Here is a 21,178-nt window from a genome sequence, read left to right on the forward strand (position 1 = left end):
GATGAAAGGAGATTGGTCGTGAGCGCTGATGCCACAGAATGAGCGGATCAGCCTCGCGCAGTTTGCGAGGCTTCCCGTAGTTGTTGCTGCGACTTCAGTCGCCGGTGGGGGGCCAGGCCGCGAACTTTCTATTCAGGCCGGCCACGCCGAAACCCGCCTTGCATAAGGGTTCGCAGGCCGAAGGATCTACAGGCAATCCAGCACGTCAGATGCGGTGACGCACCGCCGCAAGACGGACTTCGTGTTGGACGGGCAGCACGACTCCCCGCGATTCCGAGAATCACGTGGGATCCGACTATGGATCCTTCGGCCTGCCGTCTTCATCGCCGTGACGAGTTCCGCTTGGCCGGCCTGAATAGAAAGTCAGTCCAGAGTGTACCTATGGACGTCCGACTTTCATCCTCTGTGGTCGCGCGCAGCGCGGTGTCCGACTCAGGATGACGTCCGTTGGGCTTGGGCAGCGGATTCAACGGACACGGCATGGACGTCCGTCGGAATCGACCCATCGCTACGAAAACGCGGAGGACGCGGGGAGATCTTTCTCTCCGCGTCCTCCGCGTTTCGTCGGCCGCTACTGCGGATCGGCCTGGCTCAGGCGCCCTGGTGCTGGCCCTGGGCGCGGCGGCCGTGACGGCCCTCGCGGCCGCGGCGCTGCTGGTGCTGCTGGCGGAGCTGCTGCATCTGCTGCTTCTGCGCGGGGGTCAGCACCGCCTGCACGTCGCGCATGGCGGCCTGCTGGTTCTGGCGGAGCTGGTCGCGGATGGGCTTGGCCTGCTCGCGCACGCGCTGCAGCTGCTGGCGCTGCTGCTCGGTCAGCTGCGGGCGCTGGCCGCGCTGGCGCTGCTGCCCCTGCGCCTGGGCACCCTGGCGCTGCCCCTGCTCGCGGCGCGCGCGGAACTCGGGAAGGCCGGCCTGCTGGAAGAGCGCGCGCATGCGCTCCTGCAGCGGGCGGTTCTGGCTCTCCAGGCGCTGCTGGATGGACTGCAGGCGCGACACCTGGTCGGCGGTGAGGTGAAGCTGGTCGCGCCGCGCGATCAGCCCCTGCACGCCGCCGCGGCGCGCGCCGCCCTGCTGCCAGCGACCCTGGCGTTCGCCGCGCTGATGCTGGCCGTGCTGCCCGGCCGCGGGCGCCTGCGTCTGCTGCGCGGCCACAATGGCGGGCGTGCCGGCAAGCGCCAGCGCGGCCGCGAACGTACGGATCTTCATCGTTCAGTTCCTCTCGGACACCGGGTGGATTTGCAACCGCTTATCCAGTTGCGCTACAACGAATTACACCCGGCGCCGGCGGAGCGTTGGTTAGCGGGGGATTAACGGCAGGGGACAGGGACGGCCGGGCGTGCTGCGAATCCTCATCCCCGGAACGCGAAGAGGCGGCCCGCGCGGGGCCGCCTCTCGTCTCCATCATCCTGCCGCGAAGCGTCAGCGGCACTCGCCGGAGGCCAGCGAATTCCAGCCCTGCGCGCCGCGGATGGGGCCGGCGTAGTTGCGCGACGTGTTGGAGTAGCGCGACTGGATGGCGCTCACCCGCTGGCGCGAGGTGAACTGCGAGGTGGTGTGGTACGCGCGCGCCTGCATGGCCGAGCAGCCGGGGCTGAAGCTCAGGCCGTTCATCATCGGCGCGCAGCTGGATGCCGACAGCATCACCGCGCCCACCGCCAGGAATCCGCCGATCCTGCGCATCCAGCCCTCCTCGGTTCCGGTTTCCGCACACGCACCGCGCGTCGTGGAGAGAACGCGCGGCATCGCCGGCATCTTACATCTCCCATGCCGTGCATCCAACAGAATCACCGCCGCGCGACAAAGCGGGACGACGAAAAGGGCGGCCTCCGCGCGTGAGCCGCCCCTCTCGCTTCATCCATCCATCTCCCTGCCGTCCCTGTCCCCCGTCCCCTTAAATCAGTGTCCCACCCGCTCCGCGGCCAGCTTCAGCGCGTTGTACGCGTTCACCACGCCGCCGGAGACGGAGAGCTGCTCGAAGGGCACGCGCCCGCCGCCCTCGCCCGGCCGGATCACCATCTGGTTGGGGTAGCGCGTGGCCGACTGGATGATGATGTCTTTCACCTGCGCCGCGGTGAGCGTGGGGTAGTACGACAGCAGCAGCGCCGCCACGCCGGTGACCACGGGTGCCGACATGCTGGTGCCCTGCAGGTTCTGGTAGCGGTTGTGCGGCACGGTGGACCAGATGGCCACGCCCGGCGCGAACACATCCACCCCCGTGCGGCTGTAGTTGGAGAAGTCCGCCGCCAGGCTGTCGGACGCGATGGCCGACGAGCCCACCTCTATCCAGTTGCGCGCCGTGCCGCCGCTCAGGAAGGTGCGCGTGGGGTAGCTGGGCGAGTTGTCCAGGAAGGCGCCCTCGTTCCCCGCCGCGTGCACGATCAGCACGCCCTTGCTCTCGGCGTAGCGCACCGCGTCGTCCACCGCGCCCTTCTGCGGCGAGTCGGACTTGCCGAAGCTCATGTTGATGACGCGCGCGCCGTTGTCGGCCGCGTAACGGATGGCGTTGGAGATGTCCTTGTCGCGCTCGTCGCCGTCGGGCACCGCGCGCAGGATCATCATCTGCACGCCGTTGGGGGCGATGCCGTTCACCCCCACGCCGTTGCCGCGCACCGCGCCGATGATCCCCGCCACGTGCGTGCCGTGCATGGCGTCGGGGCCCGTCACCTCGCTGTTTCCGTAGCCGCGCTCCACGATCTTCGTGGTGTCGTCGCCCACGATGGCGCGCGGGTTGTACGCGGGGTTCAGCCCGAACTGCAGCTTGTTCTCCTGGTCGCGCCGGTACTCGGTGAGCGACTCCACGGTGTACCCCTGCGCCGCGGCCGACAGCCAGGCCTCGCGCGCCTGCTGCACGTCCAGCCGCACCGAGCGCAGCCGGCGCACGCTCTCCTCGGTCAGCGAGTCGCCGTTCAGCGCCGGCCGCAGCACCGCCTCCAGCTGCTGCAGCTGGGGGATGATCTGCTTGGCCGCGGCCAGCTCCTGCGCGGCGCGCGCGCGGTCGCTCTCCAGCTTGCGGCGCGCGTCGGCGAACTGCTGGTACTCGCGCTTCCCGGCGGCGTCCAGCGTGGCGGGGTTGGCGTTCTCGTACCTGCCGCGCAGCCGGGCGTAGATGCGCACCGACTCGTAGGTGTCGTGCTCCACGTCGCGGCCGTCGCGCCCGCCGATGAAGTCCCACCCGTGCACGTCGTCCACGTAGCCGTTGCCGTCGTCGTCCCTGCCGTTGCCGGCGATCTCGCGCGGGTTGGTCCACACGTTGGCGGCCAGGTCCGGGTGGGAGATGTCGACGCCGGAGTCGATGATGGCGATGACGACGGGGCGCGCCGTCTTCCCCGGGAGGAGCTCGGCGTAGGCGCGCTCCAGGGCGATGCCGTTCACGTGGTTGGTGGCCGGGTCCAGCTGCCACCAGTCGTGCGGCGGCCCCGCCGACGCGGTGTCGGCGGGCGCGCTCTGCGCGTGCGCCCACGCGGGCGCCAGGGCCAGCGCGAGCGCCGGAATGGAAAGACGACGGAGATGCATCATCGTAGGCCGGGGTTGAAGAATGCCGCCGCGCCTCTGAAGGATGCGCGGCGGCTCGTGCTCAGTACAGCCGAGACGGCGACAGGGTTCCTGCCCGCGACGGGAGATGGAGCGCAGGGAGATGCGATTCCATCTCCCGGGACGAGCTGTCGTCCCGCTGGCCACCGGCGACTGAAGTCGCAGCAACAACTATGGGAAGCCTCGCAAACTGCGCGAGGCTGTTCGGCTCATTCCGCGGCATCGGTGCTCACGAGGCGCCCGCAGCGCGGGGACGACTCAGGATGCCGCGGTCGCGCCCGAGCCGGTCGTGGCCGCGAAGTCGTAGTCCAGCGTGAGGACGGCGCCGTTCTCGTCGTGGCGGTACTCGGCCTTGCCGGTCATGCCGCGCAGCTCGCCCGTGGCCGAGTCGGGGACGACGTTGCCGAAGGTGTACGCCTCGCCCGCGCCGCGCACCCCGCCGTGCTGCAGCACGAACGTGCCGCTGCGCCCGCCGAGCGTCGCCGTCACCACCTCCTGCGCGATGTAGCCCGCGCCGCCGCCGCTCGCATCGCCGCACATCAGCAGTTCGGCGGTGCTCGTCCCCTCCACGTCGCCGCGGAAGGTCTTCTTCACGGTCGCGCGGGCGAGCTTCGGCCCACCTCCCTCATCTCCATACGCGGTCTGCTCCCAGCCGGTGATCTCGAAGTTCGCCGTGGCGCGCGTGCTCATCCCGTCTCCCCTGCGTTGATCGTTTCGATGGATGGAATACGATCATACCGCACGCATCGGGGTGCGCGCCAGCCGTGGCTTCCTCGGCGTCTCCTCCACCATCGCTGGATCTCACGCGGAGACGCGGAGTCGCGGAGGTGGCTCGGCATGGACCTCCGCGTCTCCGCGTGAGATTAGAGGATGCCGGAAGAGCGCACGGGAGTTGACATGCAACTGTATGGTTGCATATTGGAGATGTGGATGCCGACATGGACGCCGTCTTCCGAGCGCTGGCCGACCCCGGCCGCAGGCGCCTGCTGGACCTGCTGCACGCCCGCAGCGGCCAGACGCTGGGCCAGCTCTGCGCGGAGATGGAGATGACGCGGCAGGCCGTCTCCAAGCACCTGGCCATCCTCGAGGCGGCCAACCTGGTCGCCACGGTCCGGCGCGGCCGCGAGAAGCTGCACTACCTGAACCCCGTGCCGATCCACGAGATCAGCGAGCGCTGGATCGGCAAGTACGAGCGCACCCGGCTGGATGCGCTCCGCGCGCTGAAGCGCAGCCTGGAGGAGGGCGGATGATGATGACCACGCAGAGCACCGTCTACGTCACCTACATCGCCGCCACGGCGGAGCGGGTGTGGGAGGCGCTGACCAGCCCGGAGCACACCGAGCGCTACTTCTTCGGCCGGCGCATCGAGTCGGACTGGAAGGAAGGCTCCACCTGGACGCTGTGGATGCCGGACGGGCGCGCCGACGTCAGCGGCCGGGTGCTGCGCGCCGAGCGCCCACGCGTGCTTTCCGTCTCCTGGCGCGTGGAGTGGATCGAGGAGCTGCGCGATCTCCCCGAATCCATCGTCACCTACACCATCGAGCCGCTGGGCGACGTGGTGCGCCTGACGATGGAGGAAGCGCACCCCACGCCCATCCCCGAGGAGCTGCTGGAGGGCGGCCGCCAGGGATGGCCCATGATCCTCAGCGGCCTGAAGACGCTGCTGGAGACCGGCCGCGCGTTGAACCTGGCCGTCCCCGAGCCGCCCGCGACAAAATGATTGTCGCTGCGGCGTCGAAACGGACATCATCCTGCGTAGCACACGCGCTTGACGAGACCACGATTGAAGGAGGCGGCACCGAACAGCCTCGCGCAGTTTGCGAGGCTTCCCGTAGTTGTTGCTGCGGCTTCAGCCGCCGGTGCGAGGGGCAGGATTCGCCGGGTTTTCCTCTCAATCGCCTCTGAGGCCGAAGGCGCGGACGCTGGGACAAACACGAGCGGCCGGATGCATCTCGCATCCGGCCGCTCGTGCTTGCGCTCGGTTCCAATCAGGGCGCCGGGAGAGCCACAGGCTGGGCGCCGTACGACGGATCCACGCGCTCCCACACCGGGTGGTTGGAGCGCGGGCCGGTGAGCGCGCCCACGAGCGCGCCCAGGACCACCCCGTCCGCGGTGATGAACGCGCGGCCGGCGGCATCCTTGGTGAACACCATCGAGGCCAGGAACCCCACCGCCGCGCCGCCCAGCGCGCCGTACCCGGCGCCCCGCAAGATGGCGTGGCCGCGCGACCCCGGGTTCACCAGGCGCTCGGCCTGCGTGACGCCGGCGCGCTGCAGCGTGAAGATGCGGTTCGGCGCCACGATCACCAGCGTGTCGGGCGTGATGCGCGTGAGCCTGCCGGCGTACGGACGGTCGGCGGCGACCAGCCGCACCGTCTCGCCCACGGCCAGCGGGCGCGTGCTGATGGAGTCGGACGCGACCGGCGCCGCGACCGGGGCGGCGCCGGTGGAGTCGGTCTGGGCGCGGGCGGCGGCGGGCGCGGCGGCGGCGGCCACGGCCAGCGCGGCAAGGATTCGGACGGCGGAGACCTTCATCGATCCTTCAACTTCGGAAGTTCGGGGGACTCGTGCCGCGGCATCCCATCCGCGGCACCCATAATCGTGCGCGGCGCCCGGGTGTGCCGAACGCCGCAAACAGTCGTTCCTGACATGCATGCTTTCGGCCACCGTAACCCCGCACCGACAGCGCGCACGGACACGAGCCGGGACGGGCAGAAATACGGGACGCACGCCGTCCGCGGCGGTTGCTGGGATGGATCGGGATCTGGCGTTCTGCGCCGATCCTTTCAGGATGCAGCGGCCGGAGCGGCGTCCTGCAGCCGCTGGATCGCGGCGAGCGCGGCGTCGTAGTCCGGCTCGTCCATCTGGTCCGCCACGTACTCCGCGTGCGCGATGCGGCCGTCGCCGTCGATGACGAACACCGCGCGCTGCAGCAGCCGCCACTCCTGAACGGCATCATACGCGGCCGGTCTGCGCCCGCGAGCGGCGCAACAAGAGCGCGCGCCCAAGGTGGCCTTGAGGCGCTGGATCTGCTGTGTGAGCGGCGGCCGCTGAATCCAAGCCGCTCCGCTGCGGCCGAAGTGCAGGTTCTCCGCGACGCCACGGAGCAGCGCAGGTGGGGATGAAAAGCCGAGGTCAGAACTGGAGCAGAAACTCGTCTAGAAGATCACTGAGAACATCGGCAGGATCCTCTCCACGATCCTTGCGTTCTACCATCTCTAAGAGTTGCGTATCATCGATAACTAAAACGAGCGTGCGACGGTTTCGGAAGACTCTTGCCTGGGCTTTTTTCGCGCCAGACGCGAGGCCCTGTCGCGATATAAGGAGAACAAAGCGGCCTAGCGCTTCGTTGGAATATTTCGACACGCTTTCTACGGCAGTCGAGTCAAGTGGCTTTGCATAATTCTTGAAATCGACAATTAAGAAATCTGCGTCAAAACGCCGACCGATTCGTACAAAGAAAGGTGTGCGCTGCAGGTTCTGAAAAACAACATCTCGCCGCTGCACACCATCAGTGGTGGGCCGTTGGATGTGAGGTCGTCCTAGTGAACCAGAGAAAATATACGTCAGGATTCGCGTACCAAGCTCCTCATACGCTCGAAAATAAGCTTGCCCCGCGGGGCACCGCTTGAGCTCGAACTTCATCTCGTCGAGTCGAGGACTCTTTCGATAGCCAAATTCGTCTCGAAGTGCTTTGACTGCCGTAGAGTATTGAGCAAAATGGGTGGAGAAGCTATCCAGGTGACCATTTATGACCCTGTTCAAGAATGACTGGTCCCATATCCGCAGCTTCGGATTTTTTAGAGATACTAGCCTGCCAATTGAGGTCGTATCCGCGTTCGTAAGCAAGCAATAGATGCTCGCCTCATTGTAACTGTCCGCTTCTGCCTCAACAGCACGGATGTCATTTACCGAAAGCGTGGAGGCATACTGGATGCGAAATGTCCATTTTTCCTCCCTCAACCGAGGTCCGGGCTCCCATAGGCGCACATTCCCGAGAATGAATGAAGCGTCCCTGGTACCCCGTGTAGACTCGACTTGGATTGACATTTTCTGCCACCCGAGGAGTTCACGGCAGAGCCTTGCAAATTGAGCCGCGTCAATGTTACGCCAGAAGACAGACAGCGCGTTTGTTACGGCGGCAATCCCACCCTGTGATTCCCCTTCAAACCGAGTGAACTCTCGCTGGCGGAAATCGTACTGAAAGAACGGCGCTTCGAAGTATTCTTTTATCTCTTCTACTGTCAAGACTTCTTCCGGCCACTCACCCCAGTCTTTGAAGGTGTAGGAAGGTGTCGGTGCGGGACGAAAGAGGCACAGCACACCTGCAGGACCTGCTCGGACGATGATTGTTTCGTACGGATAGCTTGCGTAGAACGGTATGGAGGCCCCAAAAGATGGAAAATACTCTTCGATAACATTCCGGAACCGCCATATGAACCTCTCAAAATATTCCTGGAACTGCTCATCCGTGACGAATATCGCCTCAGCTTTCGAGCCGGGTAAAGATAACGTGCCCTTAGGTAGTTCGGACTGCGTGCGCATAAGCGATCGGATTCACTTACCTAACTGGGGGTTGCGTGCTCTGGGGGGTCCAGAGCACGCCCACGTAGATTTCTACGCCCGCACCAGGCGCTTGTAGTGGATGCGGTGGGGCTGGTCGGCCTCGGCGCCCAGGCGGCGCTTGCGGTCGGCTTCGTACTCGCGGTAGTTGCCCTCGAACCACACCACCTGGCTCTCGCCCTCGAAGGCCAGGATGTGCGTGGCGATGCGGTCCAGGAACCAGCGGTCGTGGCTGATCACCACCGCGCACCCGGCAAAGTCCAGCAGCGCCTCCTCCAGCGCGCGCAGCGTGTCCACGTCCAGGTCGTTGGTCGGCTCGTCCAGCAGGATCAGGTTGCCGCCGCTCTTCAGCACCTTGGCCAGATGGACCCGGTTGCGCTCGCCGCCGGAGAGCACGCCCACCTTCTTCTGCTGGTCCGCGCCCTTGAAGTTGAACCATCCGCAGTAGGCGCGGCTGTTCACCTTCACCTTCCCCAGCTCGATGGTGTCCTCGCCGCCGGAAAGCTCCTGCCACACGCTGTTCTCGGCGTTCAGCGTGTCGCGGCTCTGGTCCACGTAGGCCAGCTGCACCGTCGACCCCACCTTCAGCGCGCCGCCGTCCGGCGTCTCCTGCCCCACGATCATGCGGAAGAGCGTGGTCTTTCCCGCGCCGTTGGGCCCGATGACGCCCACGATCCCGCCGCGCGGCAGGCGGAAGGTGAGCTCGTCGAAGAGCAGCTTCTCGCCGTACGCCTTCTGGACCTTTTCGGCCACCACCACCTCGTCGCCCAGGCGCGGGCCGGCGGGGATGACGATCTCGGCGCGGCTCACCTGCTCGCGCTGGTCGGCGTTCAGCAGGTCCTCGTACGCGGTGATGCGGGCCTTGCTCTTGGCCTGCCGCGCGCGCGGGGCCATCCGCACCCACTCCAGCTCGCGCTCCAGCGTGCGGCTGCGCGCCGACGACTGCTTCTCTTCCTGCCGCAGCCGCTCCTGCTTCTGCTCAAGCCAGCTGGTGTAGTTCCCCTTCCAGGGAATCCCCTCGCCGCGGTCCAGCTCCAGGATCCACTCGGCCACGTTGTCCAGGAAGTAGCGGTCGTGGGTGATGGCCACGATGGTCCCCGGGAACTCCTTCAGGTGCTGCTCCAGCCAGGCCACGCTCTCGGCGTCCAGGTGGTTCGTCGGCTCGTCCAGCAGGAGCAGGTCGGGCTCCTCCAGCAGCACCTTGCACAGCGCCACGCGGCGCCGCTCGCCGCCGGACAGGTTCTCCACCCGCGCGTCGGCGGGGGGAAGACGGAGCGCGTCCATGGCGATCTCGATCTTGCGGTCCAGCTCCCAGGCGTTGTGCGCCTCGATCTGGTCCTGCAGGTCGGCCTGCTCGGCCAGGAGCGCGTTCATCTGCTCGTCGGTCTCGATCTCGCCGAACTTGGCGTTCACCTCGTCGAAGCGGCGCAGCAGGTCGCGGATGGGCTTCACCCCCTCTTCCACGTTGCCGCGCACGTCCAGCGTATCGTCGAGCTCCGGCTCCTGCGACAGGTAGCCCACGCGCACGCCGTCGGCGGCCCACGCCTCGCCGTTCCAGTCCTTGTCCACGCCGGCCATGATGCGCAGCAGGGACGACTTGCCGCTGCCGTTGGGCCCGACGACGCCGATCTTGGCGCCGGGATAGAACGAGAGCCAGATCCCCTTCAGGATCTCCCGCTGAGGCGGAACGATCTTGCGGAGATCCTTCATGACGTAGATGAACTTGCTGGTGTCGAGCGCCATTCTCTGCCGTTCGGGATCAGGGTTTTCGATGGATGGCCACGCGCGCGGGCGGATCGGAAGCGCGCGAGGCGCACCAACTTATCACCGCGCGGCCGATGGCGGGAGGCGCGGGCGGTGAAGCCCTCCCCCCGCGGCTGGGGCCGCGTACCCCCTCCCGATAACGGGAGGGGGTAACTTCGCGTGCGGCGCGCAAGCGGTTGTGCACCCATCGGTTGCAGTGCGTCGCGATGCCCAGCTCCAAGCGTCGGGGCGCGCTCCGGAGGCTCCTTTGCGCTGAGTTCCCCCCTCCCCCGCGGAGCGGGCGGAGGGGCCGGGGGAGCGGCCGGCCTGGCGGGCAGGGTGCATCCCCGCCCCGCCCACCCTTCTCGCGGCCGCAGGATGGCCCGTCCGGCAGAAATCCCCCTTCCCCGTCGTTCGATCGGTGCGGAGACCAGCCGCTCGTGGAACGATCTTCCGCTGCGGATGGTCCAAGGGTGGGGAGCGGGTCAGCGGGGCTCGACCGCTCCGGCGGAGACAAAGTGTCCCTTGACCCGCGGGGTCCGGGGTGATTGTGTGTGGGGGGAGGAACTCGCACGGGAGCGCCCATGCAGCTGTCCATCGACACCGCCGACCCGCGCCCCATCCACGTGCAGATCGTGGACGAGGTGCGCCGCGCCGTGGTGCTGGGCACGCTGGCCGCGGGCGACGTGCTTCCGCCCGTGCGCCACATGGCCGCGGAGCTGCGCGTGAACCCCGCCAGCGTGGCCGAGGCGTACCGCGCGCTGGAGGGCGAGGGCCTCGTCGCCATGCGCTGGGGCCGCGGGCCCGTGGTCGCCGACCGCGCGGCGGAGCCGGGGGACCGCGACGCGCTCGTGCGCCAGGTGGCCGAGCGGGCGCTCCGCGACGCGCGGCGGCACGGCATCGGCGCGGCGGAGCTGGCGGAGGCCATCCGCGCGGCGGCATCCCCATCTCCCGCATCTCCCGCGCTCCCGGGGGACGCGATCCGCGCATCGGCATCGCCCCGCGTCATGGCATCTCCTGCATCTCCCGCACTTCTCGAATCTCCCGCATCTCCCGTCCAGCCCGGAGCGCCGGCCCGATGACCGCATCCCTTCCGGTGCGCCTGGACGGCGGCGCGTTCGCCGTCTCCACCCATGCGCTGACCAAGCAGTTCGGGCACGAGTTCTCGCTCCTGGGCGTGGACCTGCAGGTGCCCGAGGGCGCCGTCTACGTCCTGGTCGGCCCCAACGGCGCGGGGAAGACGACGACGATGCGGCTCCTGCTGGGGCTGCTCTCGCCGGACTCGGGGCGCGCGGAGGTGCTGGGGCTGGACCCGCGCGCACAGGGGCCGCTGGTGCGCGCGCAGGTGGGGTACGTGCCCGAGCGCGGGGACTGGGGATACGGATACATGACGGCGGGGCGGCTGCTGGAGCACCACGCCGCCTACTTTCCCGCGTGGGACTGGGAATATGCCACGCGGCTGGTGCACGCCTTCGAGATCCCGCTGCAGAAGCGGATGTCGAAGCTGTCCAAGGGCCTAGCCCGGCGCGTGCACCTGCTGATGGCGCTGGCGCACCGCCCCCCGCTGCTGCTGCTGGACGAGCCCACCGACGGGCTGGACCCGGTGATGCGCGACGAGACGCTGGGGATGCTGGCCGAGCACGTGGCCGAGACCGGGTGCACCGTGTTCATCTCCACCCATCTGGTGCACGAGGTCGACCGGCTGGCCGACCACCTGGGGGTGATGCGCGACGGGCGGCTGACGGCGCAGCTCCCGCGCGAGGTGCTGCACCGCATGCTCCGCCGCTACCGCGCCGACATCCCCGCCGGGTGGACGGGCGCCCCCGCGCTGAACGGCACCGTGGTGAAGCGCGGCGGCGTGGGGCGCGAGATCCAGTGGAGCATCTGGGGCGAGGAGCGCGAGGTGGCGCAGCAGCTGGCCGAGAGCGGCGCCACCCTGCGCGACGCCGCGCCGCTCACGCTGGAAGACGCCGCCGTGGCCCTGCTGAGCCGAAAGGAGTAGGCCGATGGAGATCTCCGCCGTACACCGCCTTCCCCGCCGCGCCGACGTGGCGCGCGAGCAGCTCCGCGGCGTGGGGCTGGCGCTGCGCCGCGAGGCCACCGTGGCCGCCGGCGTGCTGGCGCTGGCCAGCATCCTCATCGTCTGGGCCCAGCTCCGGGGCGAAGGCGCGCTGGACCTGGCGCCGGAGATGGGCATCCCCATCGCCCTGCTGGCACTGCTGCTGCCGATGGCGGTGTGGAAGGGCGAGGGGCCGGCCAGCCGTTCGTACCATCACGCCATGCCGGTGGAGATCGGCGCGCACGCGGTGGCGCGCGGCCTGGCCGGGCTGGTGTGGATGCTCGGCGCGGCCGGCGCGTACTTCGGCTGGATGGCGCTGGTCGCCGCCGGCACCGGCGGGTGGGTGGATTCCGAGCCGTGGTTCCGTTGGGCCGGGCCCGTGGTGGGCGCCGTCGCGCTGTACCTGCTGGGCACGGCGCTGGCGCTCCGCGCGGTGCACCCGTGGCGGTGGATCGGCGGGGCGGTGGTGGGGCACACCTTTCTGCGCGCGCTCGCCGGCCCGGGCGGCGACATGCCGCTGTTCCGCGCGGCCGACCGGGTGCTGAGCGGGCGCTACGGGCTGTACACGCTGCTCTCCGGCAGCGCGCCGGTGCACGTGCACAAGTGGAACGACCTGTACGGCGAGGTCAACTATGCCACCCGCGTCCCCAACGCGGGAGTGTGGATGGTTTCGGCGTGGCTGTGGATTGCGATCGCCATCACCCTCTTCTTCTGGGCCGCCTACCGCCAGCCGGAGGCATGAACGTGACCGAGATCTCCCTCCGGATGGAGAGCCCGATGAACGCGGTGGCGATGCCGCCGCTCCCCCGCCGCGCCGCCGTGGCGCGCGAGCAGTTCCGCGCGGTGGGGCTGTCGGTGCGGCGCGAGGCGCTGGCCTGCACGGGCGTCCTGGCGCTGGTGAGCACGGTCATGCTCTGGGACCGGATGCACCACCACTTCTCCTCGCTCGAGGTCTCGCCGGGAATCCTGGTCCCCGCCGCGTTCGTGGCGCTGCTCCTGCCCATGGCGATGTGGAAGGGCGAGGGCCCCGGCCGGCGCGCCTACCACCACGCCATGCCGGTGGACCACGGCGCCCACGCCGTCACCCGCACGCTGGCCGGGCTGGTGTGGCTGTTCGCGGCCATCGGCGCGTACATCGGCTGGCTGGGCGCCATGATGCTGGTCACCGGCGGCTACGCAGCCGATGTGCAGGTGTTCCGCTGGATGGCCCCGCTCGCGGGCGCGGTGGTGCTGTACCTGCTCGGGAGCGCGCTCGCGCTCCGCGCCGCGCATCCGTGGCGCTGGCTGGCCGGCGCGGCGGTGGGCTACGCCTTCCTGGACGCGCTCTCGCCGCGCCATGCCCCGATCCCGCCTCTCTCCGCGGTCGACGTGGTGCTCACCGGGAAGTACGGGCTGACGACGGTTCTCTCCGGCCTCTCGCCGGTGCTGCATCAGCGCGCGGGCGAGATCGACGGCCGGTGGTACAGCTGGTACTCCCACGAGCCGGTCGCCTCGGTGTGGATGACGGCGGTGTGGCTGTGGCTGGCGGTCGCGGTCGCGCTGTTCGTCTGGTCCGCCTACCGCCAGCCGGAGCGCTGATTCAGGGGACAGAGGACAGGGGACGGGGGACAGGGGACAGGGGCGGGCACCTCGCTGACGTCATCCTGAGGCCGGCCACGTTGCAACGTAGTCCCCCACAACTGCTTGCAGGCCGAAGGATCCATAGCCCGTTCCGCACGTCCGTCGCGGACGCGCTCGATCACCCGAACACACACAGCCCCTCTCCCGCGCGCCGGGAGAGGGGCTGTTCGATTGGAGATTCGCGAAGATAGGCCCTACGCCGTCTGCTCGAGCGGCACGCTGCGGTCGCGCACCTCCTCGCTGGTTAGCCCGAAGATCGGGGGCGTGGGGATGCCGATCATTCCCAGCATCAGGTAGATCTGCCCGCGGTGATGCGCCTCGTGCTCCACCATCGCCCGCAACCACTTCCACGCGGGCATCGACGCGCCGGCGGGCGTCACGGCCGGGCGGCGCAGGTCGTCGGGCGTCAGCGCGCGGAGGATGTCCATCGCCTCGGCGTGCATGGCGTCCAGGTAGGCGATCGTGGCGTCCCAGCCGTCGGCCAGGTCGCGGCCGTGGCCGGGGTAGCGGCTGGGGCGCCCGGCCGCGTTCTCGGCGAACATCCACCGCTCGATGGCCGCCAGGTGGCGCACCAGGTCGCCGAACGTCCACGCGCCCTCGCGGTGCGTCCATTCCAGCCGCTCCGGCGGGATGCACATCATCACCCGCCGCGTCCGCCCGCGGAACCCCTCCCAGTACGACAGGAACGGCTCGATCGAGGTGATTTCCATCTCCAGTCCTCAGTGTCGGGTTGGTTGTGGTGCAGCCGAACCGCCGGCGCGCGTCCGCCGCCTCGCGCCCTCTCCCCGCGCCTTGGAGCGCTCGCCCTCTCCCGTTCCGGGCGAGGGGGCTGGCCAGCATCGGCGGGGCCTGCAACCTATGATAGCACAAGAGCTTCGGTGTGCCGGTGATGCGGGATGGCTACCTCTCCCGGTACGGGAGAGGTGGACGGCCTAGGCCGGCCGGAGAGGGCGCGGTGCCGGTCGAAACGCCACCGAGCCGATCAAGCACCCTCAGCGATCTCACCCCCGCGTCCCGTACACCGTGCGCGCGAGGCGCTTCAGCAGCGCGAGCTGTTTGGGGCGGTAGGGGAACCAGAAGAGCTCGCGGCGGAGGGCGACGCGGGTGTCGGCGATCGCCTTCACCTGGCTGAACTCCAGCAGCCCCTCGTCGCCCATCATCCGCCCGAAGCCGCTCTCCTTCACCCCGCCATACGGCAGCTCGGGGATGCCGAAGTTGATCAGCACGTCGTTCACCATCACCATCCCGGCGTGCAGCCGCTCGGCCATCTTCCGCCCTTTCCGCCGGCTGCGCGTCCACACGCTGGCGTTCAGCCCGTAGCGGCCGGAGTTGGCGATGCGCACCGCCTCTTCCTCGTCCTTCACGCGCACCAGCGGGAGCACGGGGCCGAAGGTTTCGTGCGTGTTCAGCGCCATCTCCGGCGTGGCATCCAGGATGAGCGTGGGGGCGTAGACGAGGCCGTCTCCGCTCACCGCCCTGCCGCCCAGGACCACCCGCGCGCCCTGCGCCACCGCGTCGTCCACGGTGCCCTGGATGATGGCCTGCTGCGGGGGGAAGATGAGGCGCCCCACGTCGTACTCCTCGTCGCCGCCGCCCACGCGCAGCGCCTCCATCTCGCGCCGCACCGCGGCGGCGAAGCGGTCGTAGACGCGCTCCGGCACCAGCGCCCGCTCGACCGACATGCACACCTGCCCGGCGTTGGAGATGGCGCCCCAGACGACTCCCGCCGCCGCGCGCTCCAGGTCCGCGTCCTCGCACACGATGGAGACGTCGTTCGCGCCCAGCTCCATCACCACCGGCGTGAGCGTCTCCGCCGCGCCGGCCAGGATCTTTCGCCCCGTTCCCGGCGAGCCGATGAAGGCGATCTTCCCCACGCCGCTCCGCACCAGCGCGGCGCCCGCATCCCCCGCGCCGTGGACGACCTGCACGAGGTCCGGGTGGCCGGGGATGGCCTCGCGCGCGAGCTCCGCCAGCAGCGCCCCGGTGCGCGGCGTGACCTCGGACGGCTTGATGACGACCGCGTTCCCCGCGAAGAGCGCGGCCACGGTCGGGATCCCCGGCATGGAGAAGGGGAAGTTCCAGGGGGAGATGACCCCCACCACGCCGAACGGCTGGTAGATCTTCGTCCCCCCCTTGTTCACCAGGATCCCCGTCCCCACGCGCTTCGGGCGGAGGACGCGGGGGGCGCGCTTCTCGTACGCCTTGATGAGGCCGGCCACGATCATCACCTCGTGGCCCAGCGCCTCGACCGCGGGTTTCCCCGTTTCCTCGCGGATGACGGCGATGACGTGGTCCATGCGCCGGATCAGCAGGCCGCGCAGCGCGCGCATCTTCCGCGCGCGCTGCCGCACGGTGAGCGCGCCCCACGCCGCCTGCGCCGCCCGCGCCCGCGCCACGGCGGCGGCCACCTGCTCGTTCGCGTCCGGCGCGGCGGGTGCCGCGGCGGCGGGGGTCTGCATCTGGATCACGCGGGTACTCTCCGCCAGATTGTTTCCGGGGCCGCGACGATCACGCCGTCGCGTCGCCCGCCGATGAACGCATCCCCCCAACGACGGACGCCCATGCGCCTTCGCACGCCGCTGCTGGCCGCCGCCCTGCTCGCGGCCGCCCTTCCGCTTGCCGCCCAGACCCAGCCGCAGCCCGCGCCGGGCAGCGCGGAGATGTTCGCCTTCCTGTCCGGGCGCTGGGGGTGCGCCGGCGAGTTCGCCAGCGGCCGCAAGCTCGAGGCGGACCTGGCGTTCACGCCGCAGCTGGACGGCAAATGGCTGGAGTTCCGCCACACCGACCGCGCGCCCGGGCGCTACCAGGCCATCTCGCACTGGGGCACCGACCCCGCCACGGGAACGATGGTGTCGCTGATGTTCGACATCGGCGGCGGCGTGCGGCTGTTCACCGCCGCGGAGGGGTGGAAGGACCGCGCCGTGGCGTTCGAGACCGCGCAGCTCATGGCCCCGCCGCGCGGCCGCGAGCGCTTCACCTACCGCGCCGAGAGCGCCGCCACCCTGCGCGTGACCTGGGAGGTGAACCGCGACGGCGCCTGGCGCATGGGCGACTGGCTGCTCTGCACGAAGCAGGGCTGACGCCAAGGTGCCTATCTCAGAACCCTGGAACGAGCTATCCAGCCTACGTCAGAACGGGTGTTAGAACACCTCTTCTTCCGTGGTCACGGTGATGTGTAGGTATCGGTTTACATGGTAATCGAAGAACCTGCCGGAAGCACCTTCGTTGATGGCATGCTGCGCCGGAGCGGTAACAAGCTGCCGTACCATTGGTCTGGTGTCGCCCACTAAGCATGAGCAAACGAGATCGGCCATGAACACGCCGAGCGGGGATGCTCCAGCGAGAATGGTGGCTGCTTCGGTCGGGAATTTTCCATTGGTCATTGAGGCGCCCTCGGAAAGACCGAGAATCCTTGCTGCGGGAACGATAGCGACTCCAAGGTCGAATGCAGCACCCCCGATCTCAAAGTCGTGCCAAGGCCTTCCCCAAAACCATTCTGCGCTTCGCTGAAAGTCGCCCCATGCAAGGTCCGCCAACGACTGCTGCTCGCCGAAGTTGAAAAGTAAGAAGAACGATGCTGGTGTAATCGCAAGCATATCTCTCGCTTGGCGTTCGCCTCTGCCGGGGATTTCATCAAACCGCGGCTGTTGGAGCGGGGGGTACATGCGCTTGCATTGGAAAAGCAGGGCTTTGCTTGTGAAATATCCGGGGGTCAAGATATCGACACGCATCCCGAGATCCGCGCCATATCGCGTCTCGTCTGCGACGGGGAGGTTGAACCCCGTTGTCGTTATTCTCAGGCTTGGTACTTCGATCTCATCGAGTCTTACGCGAACAGCTAGCTCCAACTCATCTAACAGGACTTCTGTAAAACCTGGTTCGGCGAATGCCCGCTCGCCTCGGCTTACACGTGCCATCGAACGGTTGCCGCGCTCTCGGAGAGACTGCGAAGCCAGTCCGAACGCGTCTGCGACAGCAGAGCGAGCACGTGGATCGCGGATTGTGCCGATCATAGGTCAGGATGTGTGAGTGAACAGCTTCGAGAACGAAATTGCGCGCCCGCGCTTTCCGCGCGCGACGGGGCGTGCCGCGCGGCGATGCGCTCCGCGACCACCGTCGCCAGCGCCATGATCGTCTCCTGCGGGTTCACCCCGGGCGCGGTCGGCAGGAGCGAGCCGTCGGCCACGTACAGGCCGGGGACACCGTGCCGCTCGCCGTCCGGCGTGCATCCGCTGGTCGCCGGATCGGTCCCCAGGCGGCAGGTGCCGTTCACGTGCGCCGACATCACCCCCACCTGGTTGGGGCCGAACGCGCGCCTGTCGACGATGCCGATCTCGTCCGCCGAGCGCATCCGCGTCTCCACGGCGTGCAGCGTCAGCGCCTCCCGCGCGCCCGCGGCGAAGTGGATGCGCGCGGCGGCCTTGATCCCCTCGCGCAACCGCGTCTTCTCCGCCGCGCCCAGCGCGTAGCGGAGGTGGACGCGCCCGCGCCGGTCCACGGTGACGCCGCCGTTGGACGCGCGCCGGTCCGCGCCGTCGCGCACCAGGACGATGAACGGCGCCATCCGCGTCGCGTCGCGCATCACCGCGCGGTGGCGCGCGCCGAAGCCGGGGAGGACGGCGGCGGAAAGGGCCGGGTAGATGGGCGGACACTCGACCCAGAAGCCGTAGCCGCCCTCCGCCGGGTGCGCGAACTCGTCGCAGATGGACGAGAGCGGCACGCCCGCGCCGCCGTACATCTCCCGCTCGTAGAAGCCGGAGACGAGGGTGGTGGGATGGAGGCGGAGGAAGCGCCCCACGCCGCCGCCGCCCATCCCGGAGCGCTGCAGGATCGCCGGCGTTCCCACCGCGCCGCCCGCGAGGACCACCACCGGCGCCTCGACGGTGACGCGGCCACGCGGGAGGCCGGTGGCGCGCTCCAGCACCGTGCCGTGCACGCGCTTCAGCGGCGCCCGCCCGCCGCGCTCGGCCACCTCCACGCGCTCCACGCGCACGTCGGTCAGGAGCCGCGCGCCCGCCGCCAGCGCCATGGGGATGTGCACGGCGGCGGTGCCCTGCTTGGCGTCGTAGCGGCACCCGATGCCGCAGAAGCCGGAGCGGACGCACCCTTTCGCGTTGATCCGCGCCGGCCCCGCGCTCCACCCCAGCGCGCGGGCGCCTTTCAGCAGCGCGCGGTTGGGGGGATTGTGCGCGTCCTCGGGCATGGTCCGCGTGTGCGTCTCCGCCTCGATGCGCTCGAACACCGGCGCGAGGTCCGCCGCCCGCATCCCCACCGTGCCGTGCTCCGCCGCCCACTCGTCCAGCACGGCGCCGCGGGGGCGCAGCATGATCATCCAGTTCACCGTGGTGCTGCCGCCCACGCACCGCCCCTGCAGCATGGGGATGGAAAGGTCGTCGGTCGCGCGGCCGCCCTTCTCCGCGTACAGCGCCTCCGTCATCCCCGCTTCCCGCTCGGTGAAGTCCCGGCCGCGCAGCCAGCCTCCCTCCTCCACGATGACGACGTCGAACCCCGCCTCCGCCAGCCTCGCCGCGGCGACGGCCCCGCCCGCGCCCGTGCCCACCACGCAGACGTCCGCGCGGACGCGCGTCTCCGCGCCCATCCCCGCGCCCTCCGTCACCTGCCGCAGCCACGGCTCGTCCATCACGTCCAGCCCCGGCGGGGCGATGGAGATGAGGCGCCGCTCGGGCGTCGGCTCGCGCGCGACCGGCTCGTCATCCGTCGACGTCCCCGGTGCGGGTCCCTCCCACGGGACAGCGGGGGCGCGCTCGTGCAGCGGGCCCGCGTAGCCGATGTCGCCGTACGACTCCGGGCGGGCGTAGAAGGTGGAGAGGATGAGCCGCCGCAGCGCCTGGAAGATGGTGCGCCGCACGGGGATGCGGCTCGTTTCCCACCCCGCGAGCCACGCGTCCTGCCGGCTTGCCGGCATGCGGCTGAAGCGCACGGAAACGCCGCGGGTGACCGCCGCGGTGACGGGGTGGTCGACGACGGTGAGCAGCCGCGCCACCAGTGCCGCCTGCGCGGGATCGATCCCCGCCAGCCGCGCCTCGACGTCGCGCGCGAGCTCCACGGCCGACGGGTCCGGCGCGTCCGGGAGCGGCACCATGCGGCGGCAGAGCGCCTGGAGCGCGGCGTGCTGTGCGGCGGTGAGCGGCATCCGGCAGCGTGGATGGGGAAAGGATGAGGAAGAGGGCGGGAGCGGCCCGCGCTCCCAAGCATACGGGCGCGCACCGGAGCCCGTCAACGCGCGCAAGTGACTGAGCCGCACTCACTTCGTCGGCGGCCGCGGCGGGTTTGCCCGGGCGGGTGCCCGGCGAATGGAATTCGCCGGCAACAACAGCACGAAGTCCCTGCGGGACTGCGGCCGCGGCCTCGTGGCGCGCCGCCGTCTCCGTCGAGTCCGTGACTGCCGGGAGAAGCGGGCCAAGGGGGATCGAGGGCTCCCCGCGCGAAGCGCCGTCCCGCTGGGGAGGGTTGGGGTCCGGTCTTTGTCTAACTTCCGATTTTGCAACCACTTCAGGGAGATTGGCGGCCCGCGACTTGCAAACTTCCACCACCCGCTCCGGTGGGGGCGATCAGGGGGGACGGGACAGAACGGAACCGCGAAGCAGGAGGGGAAGATGCGAGGCTACGGACGCGACTACGACAACGGCGGGCGCAACTGGTTCGACCGCGCGGGCGAGACGGTGCGCGGCTGGTTCGGCGGCGGGCGCGACTACGACCGCGACTACGGCTACGGCGGCGACGCGCGCGCCATGCACCGCGACGAATGGCACAACGGCGGCTACCGCGGCGGCGAGACCGACTGGGGCGGCGGGTACGGCGGCGGCTACCGGATGAACAACTGGAACAACCAGCACAGCACGCTGGACAGCGTGCGCGGCGCGGGCGGCTACTACAACGCCGACTACGACGACCGCGGCTACAACGCCGGCGGGCGCCCGGGGTGGGGCCGCCAGGACTACGGCCGCGACTACAACACCGGCTGGGGTGGGATGGACCGCGGCGGCATGCAGGGCGGGATGAGCCGCGGCCGCGTGCAGCGCTACACCGCAGGCGGCGGGATGCAGGGCGGCATGTCGCGCGGCGGCATGCAGGGAGGCGGGATGCAGGGCGGGATGCCTCGCGGCGGCGGGATGCAGGGCGGCGGGACGGGCGGCACCTGGAGCGGGGGCGAGTACGGCGGCGGCGGCCAGGGCGCCGGCGGTGACTGGGGCGACTACAGCCGCGGCAGCGGCTACGGCGGCGACGGCCTGTTCCGCAACAGCCGCTCGGGCGGGGTGGAGCCGGGCCGCTACTTCCGCGGCTACGGCGTCGGCTCCAGCGGCGGCAACGGCTACGAGCCGTACTGATCGCGGATGATGGCGATCGGCTGAGGGACGAGGCGGGCGCTCCGGATCACACCGGGGCGCCCGCCTCGCTTCCGGCACGATTCGCTTCGCGCGCACTTCGACCAGCGCGGCCAACTGTCTCACGACGGTGCCCACCCCCGTCGTGGAGGCCCACCTACCGCGCCGCACCCGGCCCGACGTCATCCTGAGTCGGACACCGCGCTGCGCGCGACCACGGCGGATGAAAGGAGATTGGTCGTGAGCGCTGATGCCACAGAATGAGCGGATCAGCCTCGCGCAGTTTGCGAGGCTTCCCGTAGTTGTTGCTGCGACTT

The 21,178-nt window shown here is 69.6% G+C and carries 20 protein-coding genes; 8 read left to right on the plus strand and 12 right to left on the minus strand.

The window, feature by feature from the left end:
* Positions 1-591: 591 nt before the first annotated feature.
* From VLK66_RS20485 to VLK66_RS20500, 4 genes are all read right to left on the minus strand, one after another.
* Positions 592-1,206 carry a hypothetical protein gene (locus VLK66_RS20485; protein WP_325311337.1) on the minus strand — a complete coding sequence of 205 codons (615 nt, stop codon included), beginning with the start codon at positions 1,204-1,206 and terminating at the stop codon, positions 592-594.
* Between the two features lie 213 nt (positions 1,207-1,419).
* On the minus strand, positions 1,420-1,680 hold the full coding sequence (locus VLK66_RS20490) for a hypothetical protein (RefSeq protein ID WP_325311338.1): 261 nt from the start codon (positions 1,678-1,680) through the stop codon (positions 1,420-1,422).
* A gap of 216 nt (positions 1,681-1,896) precedes the next feature.
* Positions 1,897-3,516 (minus strand): S8 family peptidase, encoded by a 1,620-nt coding sequence (locus VLK66_RS20495; protein WP_325311339.1) that lies wholly within the window; start codon positions 3,514-3,516, stop codon positions 1,897-1,899.
* A 273-nt stretch (positions 3,517-3,789) separates the two neighbouring features.
* Positions 3,790-4,221, minus strand: coding sequence for a DUF3224 domain-containing protein (locus VLK66_RS20500; protein ID WP_325311340.1), 432 nt, complete (start codon positions 4,219-4,221; stop codon positions 3,790-3,792).
* Positions 4,222-4,469: 248 nt separating this feature from the next.
* Here VLK66_RS20500 and VLK66_RS20505 point away from each other — a divergent pair, with 248 nt between their 5' ends.
* Complete coding sequence (locus tag VLK66_RS20505; RefSeq protein WP_325311341.1) at positions 4,470-4,781, plus strand: metalloregulator ArsR/SmtB family transcription factor; 312 nt, start codon at positions 4,470-4,472, stop codon at positions 4,779-4,781.
* Complete coding sequence (locus tag VLK66_RS20510; protein ID WP_325311342.1) at positions 4,778-5,251, plus strand: SRPBCC family protein; 474 nt, start codon at positions 4,778-4,780, stop codon at positions 5,249-5,251. Before VLK66_RS20505 ends, VLK66_RS20510 begins: the two co-directional genes overlap by 4 nt.
* A 268-nt stretch (positions 5,252-5,519) precedes the next feature.
* Here VLK66_RS20510 and VLK66_RS20515 read toward each other — a convergent pair whose 3' ends face one another.
* The 4 genes from VLK66_RS20515 to ettA all read right to left on the minus strand — a co-directional run bounded on the left by VLK66_RS20515 (position 5,520) and on the right by ettA (position 9,836).
* On the minus strand, positions 5,520-6,065 hold the full coding sequence (locus VLK66_RS20515) for a hypothetical protein (RefSeq protein WP_325311343.1): 546 nt from the start codon (positions 6,063-6,065) through the stop codon (positions 5,520-5,522).
* A 251-nt stretch (positions 6,066-6,316) separates the two neighbouring features.
* Positions 6,317-6,451, minus strand: coding sequence for a hypothetical protein (locus VLK66_RS20520; protein WP_325311344.1), 135 nt, complete (start codon positions 6,449-6,451; stop codon positions 6,317-6,319).
* Between the two features lie 214 nt (positions 6,452-6,665).
* Positions 6,666-8,075, minus strand: coding sequence for a hypothetical protein (locus tag VLK66_RS20525; protein ID WP_325311345.1), 1,410 nt, complete (start codon positions 8,073-8,075; stop codon positions 6,666-6,668).
* A 72-nt stretch (positions 8,076-8,147) separates the two neighbouring features.
* Positions 8,148-9,836, minus strand: coding sequence for an energy-dependent translational throttle protein EttA (ettA, locus tag VLK66_RS20530; protein WP_325311346.1), 1,689 nt, complete (start codon positions 9,834-9,836; stop codon positions 8,148-8,150).
* A gap of 584 nt (positions 9,837-10,420) precedes the next feature.
* On the opposite strand from ettA, the gene VLK66_RS20535 reads away from it, so the two are divergent.
* From VLK66_RS20535 to VLK66_RS20550, 4 genes are read left to right on the plus strand one after another with little or no spacing between them, the layout of a single operon-like run.
* A complete protein-coding gene (locus tag VLK66_RS20535) occupies positions 10,421-10,918 on the plus strand; it encodes a GntR family transcriptional regulator (RefSeq protein WP_325311347.1) in 498 nt (165 codons plus the stop codon).
* A complete protein-coding gene (locus VLK66_RS20540) occupies positions 10,915-11,838 on the plus strand; it encodes an ABC transporter ATP-binding protein (protein WP_325311348.1) in 924 nt (307 codons plus the stop codon). The genes VLK66_RS20535 and VLK66_RS20540 overlap by 4 nt, the downstream gene beginning before the upstream one ends.
* Before the next feature lie 4 nt (positions 11,839-11,842).
* Positions 11,843-12,637, plus strand: coding sequence for a hypothetical protein (locus VLK66_RS20545; protein ID WP_325311349.1), 795 nt, complete (start codon positions 11,843-11,845; stop codon positions 12,635-12,637).
* Entirely contained in the window at positions 12,634-13,473 is an 840-nt protein-coding gene (locus VLK66_RS20550; RefSeq protein ID WP_325311350.1) for a hypothetical protein, read from the plus strand. Before VLK66_RS20545 ends, VLK66_RS20550 begins: the two co-directional genes overlap by 4 nt.
* 236 nt (positions 13,474-13,709) lie before the next feature.
* Here the strand turns inward: VLK66_RS20550 and VLK66_RS20555 are convergent, their stop codons facing one another.
* Positions 13,710-14,225, minus strand: coding sequence for a DinB family protein (locus tag VLK66_RS20555; RefSeq protein WP_325311351.1), 516 nt, complete (start codon positions 14,223-14,225; stop codon positions 13,710-13,712).
* A gap of 291 nt (positions 14,226-14,516) precedes the next feature.
* The gene (locus tag VLK66_RS20560) at positions 14,517-15,974 is read right to left on the minus strand and encodes an aldehyde dehydrogenase family protein (protein WP_325311356.1); all 1,458 of its coding nucleotides are present in this window, start codon (positions 15,972-15,974) and stop codon (positions 14,517-14,519) included.
* A gap of 102 nt (positions 15,975-16,076) precedes the next feature.
* Between VLK66_RS20560 and VLK66_RS20565 the strand changes: the two genes are divergently transcribed.
* Positions 16,077-16,595, plus strand: coding sequence for a hypothetical protein (locus tag VLK66_RS20565; RefSeq protein WP_325311352.1), 519 nt, complete (start codon positions 16,077-16,079; stop codon positions 16,593-16,595).
* Positions 16,596-16,655: 60 nt separating this feature from the next.
* On the opposite strand, the gene VLK66_RS20570 is transcribed toward VLK66_RS20565, so the two are convergent.
* Both VLK66_RS20570 and VLK66_RS20575 read right to left on the minus strand, forming a co-directional pair.
* Positions 16,656-17,246 (minus strand): hypothetical protein, encoded by a 591-nt coding sequence (locus VLK66_RS20570; protein WP_325311353.1) that lies wholly within the window; start codon positions 17,244-17,246, stop codon positions 16,656-16,658.
* Positions 17,247-17,524: 278 nt separating this feature from the next.
* Entirely contained in the window at positions 17,525-19,669 is a 2,145-nt protein-coding gene (locus tag VLK66_RS20575) for a GMC family oxidoreductase (protein WP_325311354.1), read from the minus strand.
* Between the two features lie 463 nt (positions 19,670-20,132).
* Between VLK66_RS20575 and VLK66_RS20580 the strand changes: the two genes are divergently transcribed.
* Positions 20,133-20,864 (plus strand): hypothetical protein, encoded by a 732-nt coding sequence (locus tag VLK66_RS20580; RefSeq protein WP_325311355.1) that lies wholly within the window; start codon positions 20,133-20,135, stop codon positions 20,862-20,864.
* Positions 20,865-21,178 lie beyond the last annotated feature (314 nt).

The sequence above is a fragment of the Longimicrobium sp. genome, assembly GCF_035474595.1.
In the GTDB taxonomy this organism is placed as follows: domain Bacteria; phylum Gemmatimonadota; class Gemmatimonadetes; order Longimicrobiales; family Longimicrobiaceae; genus Longimicrobium.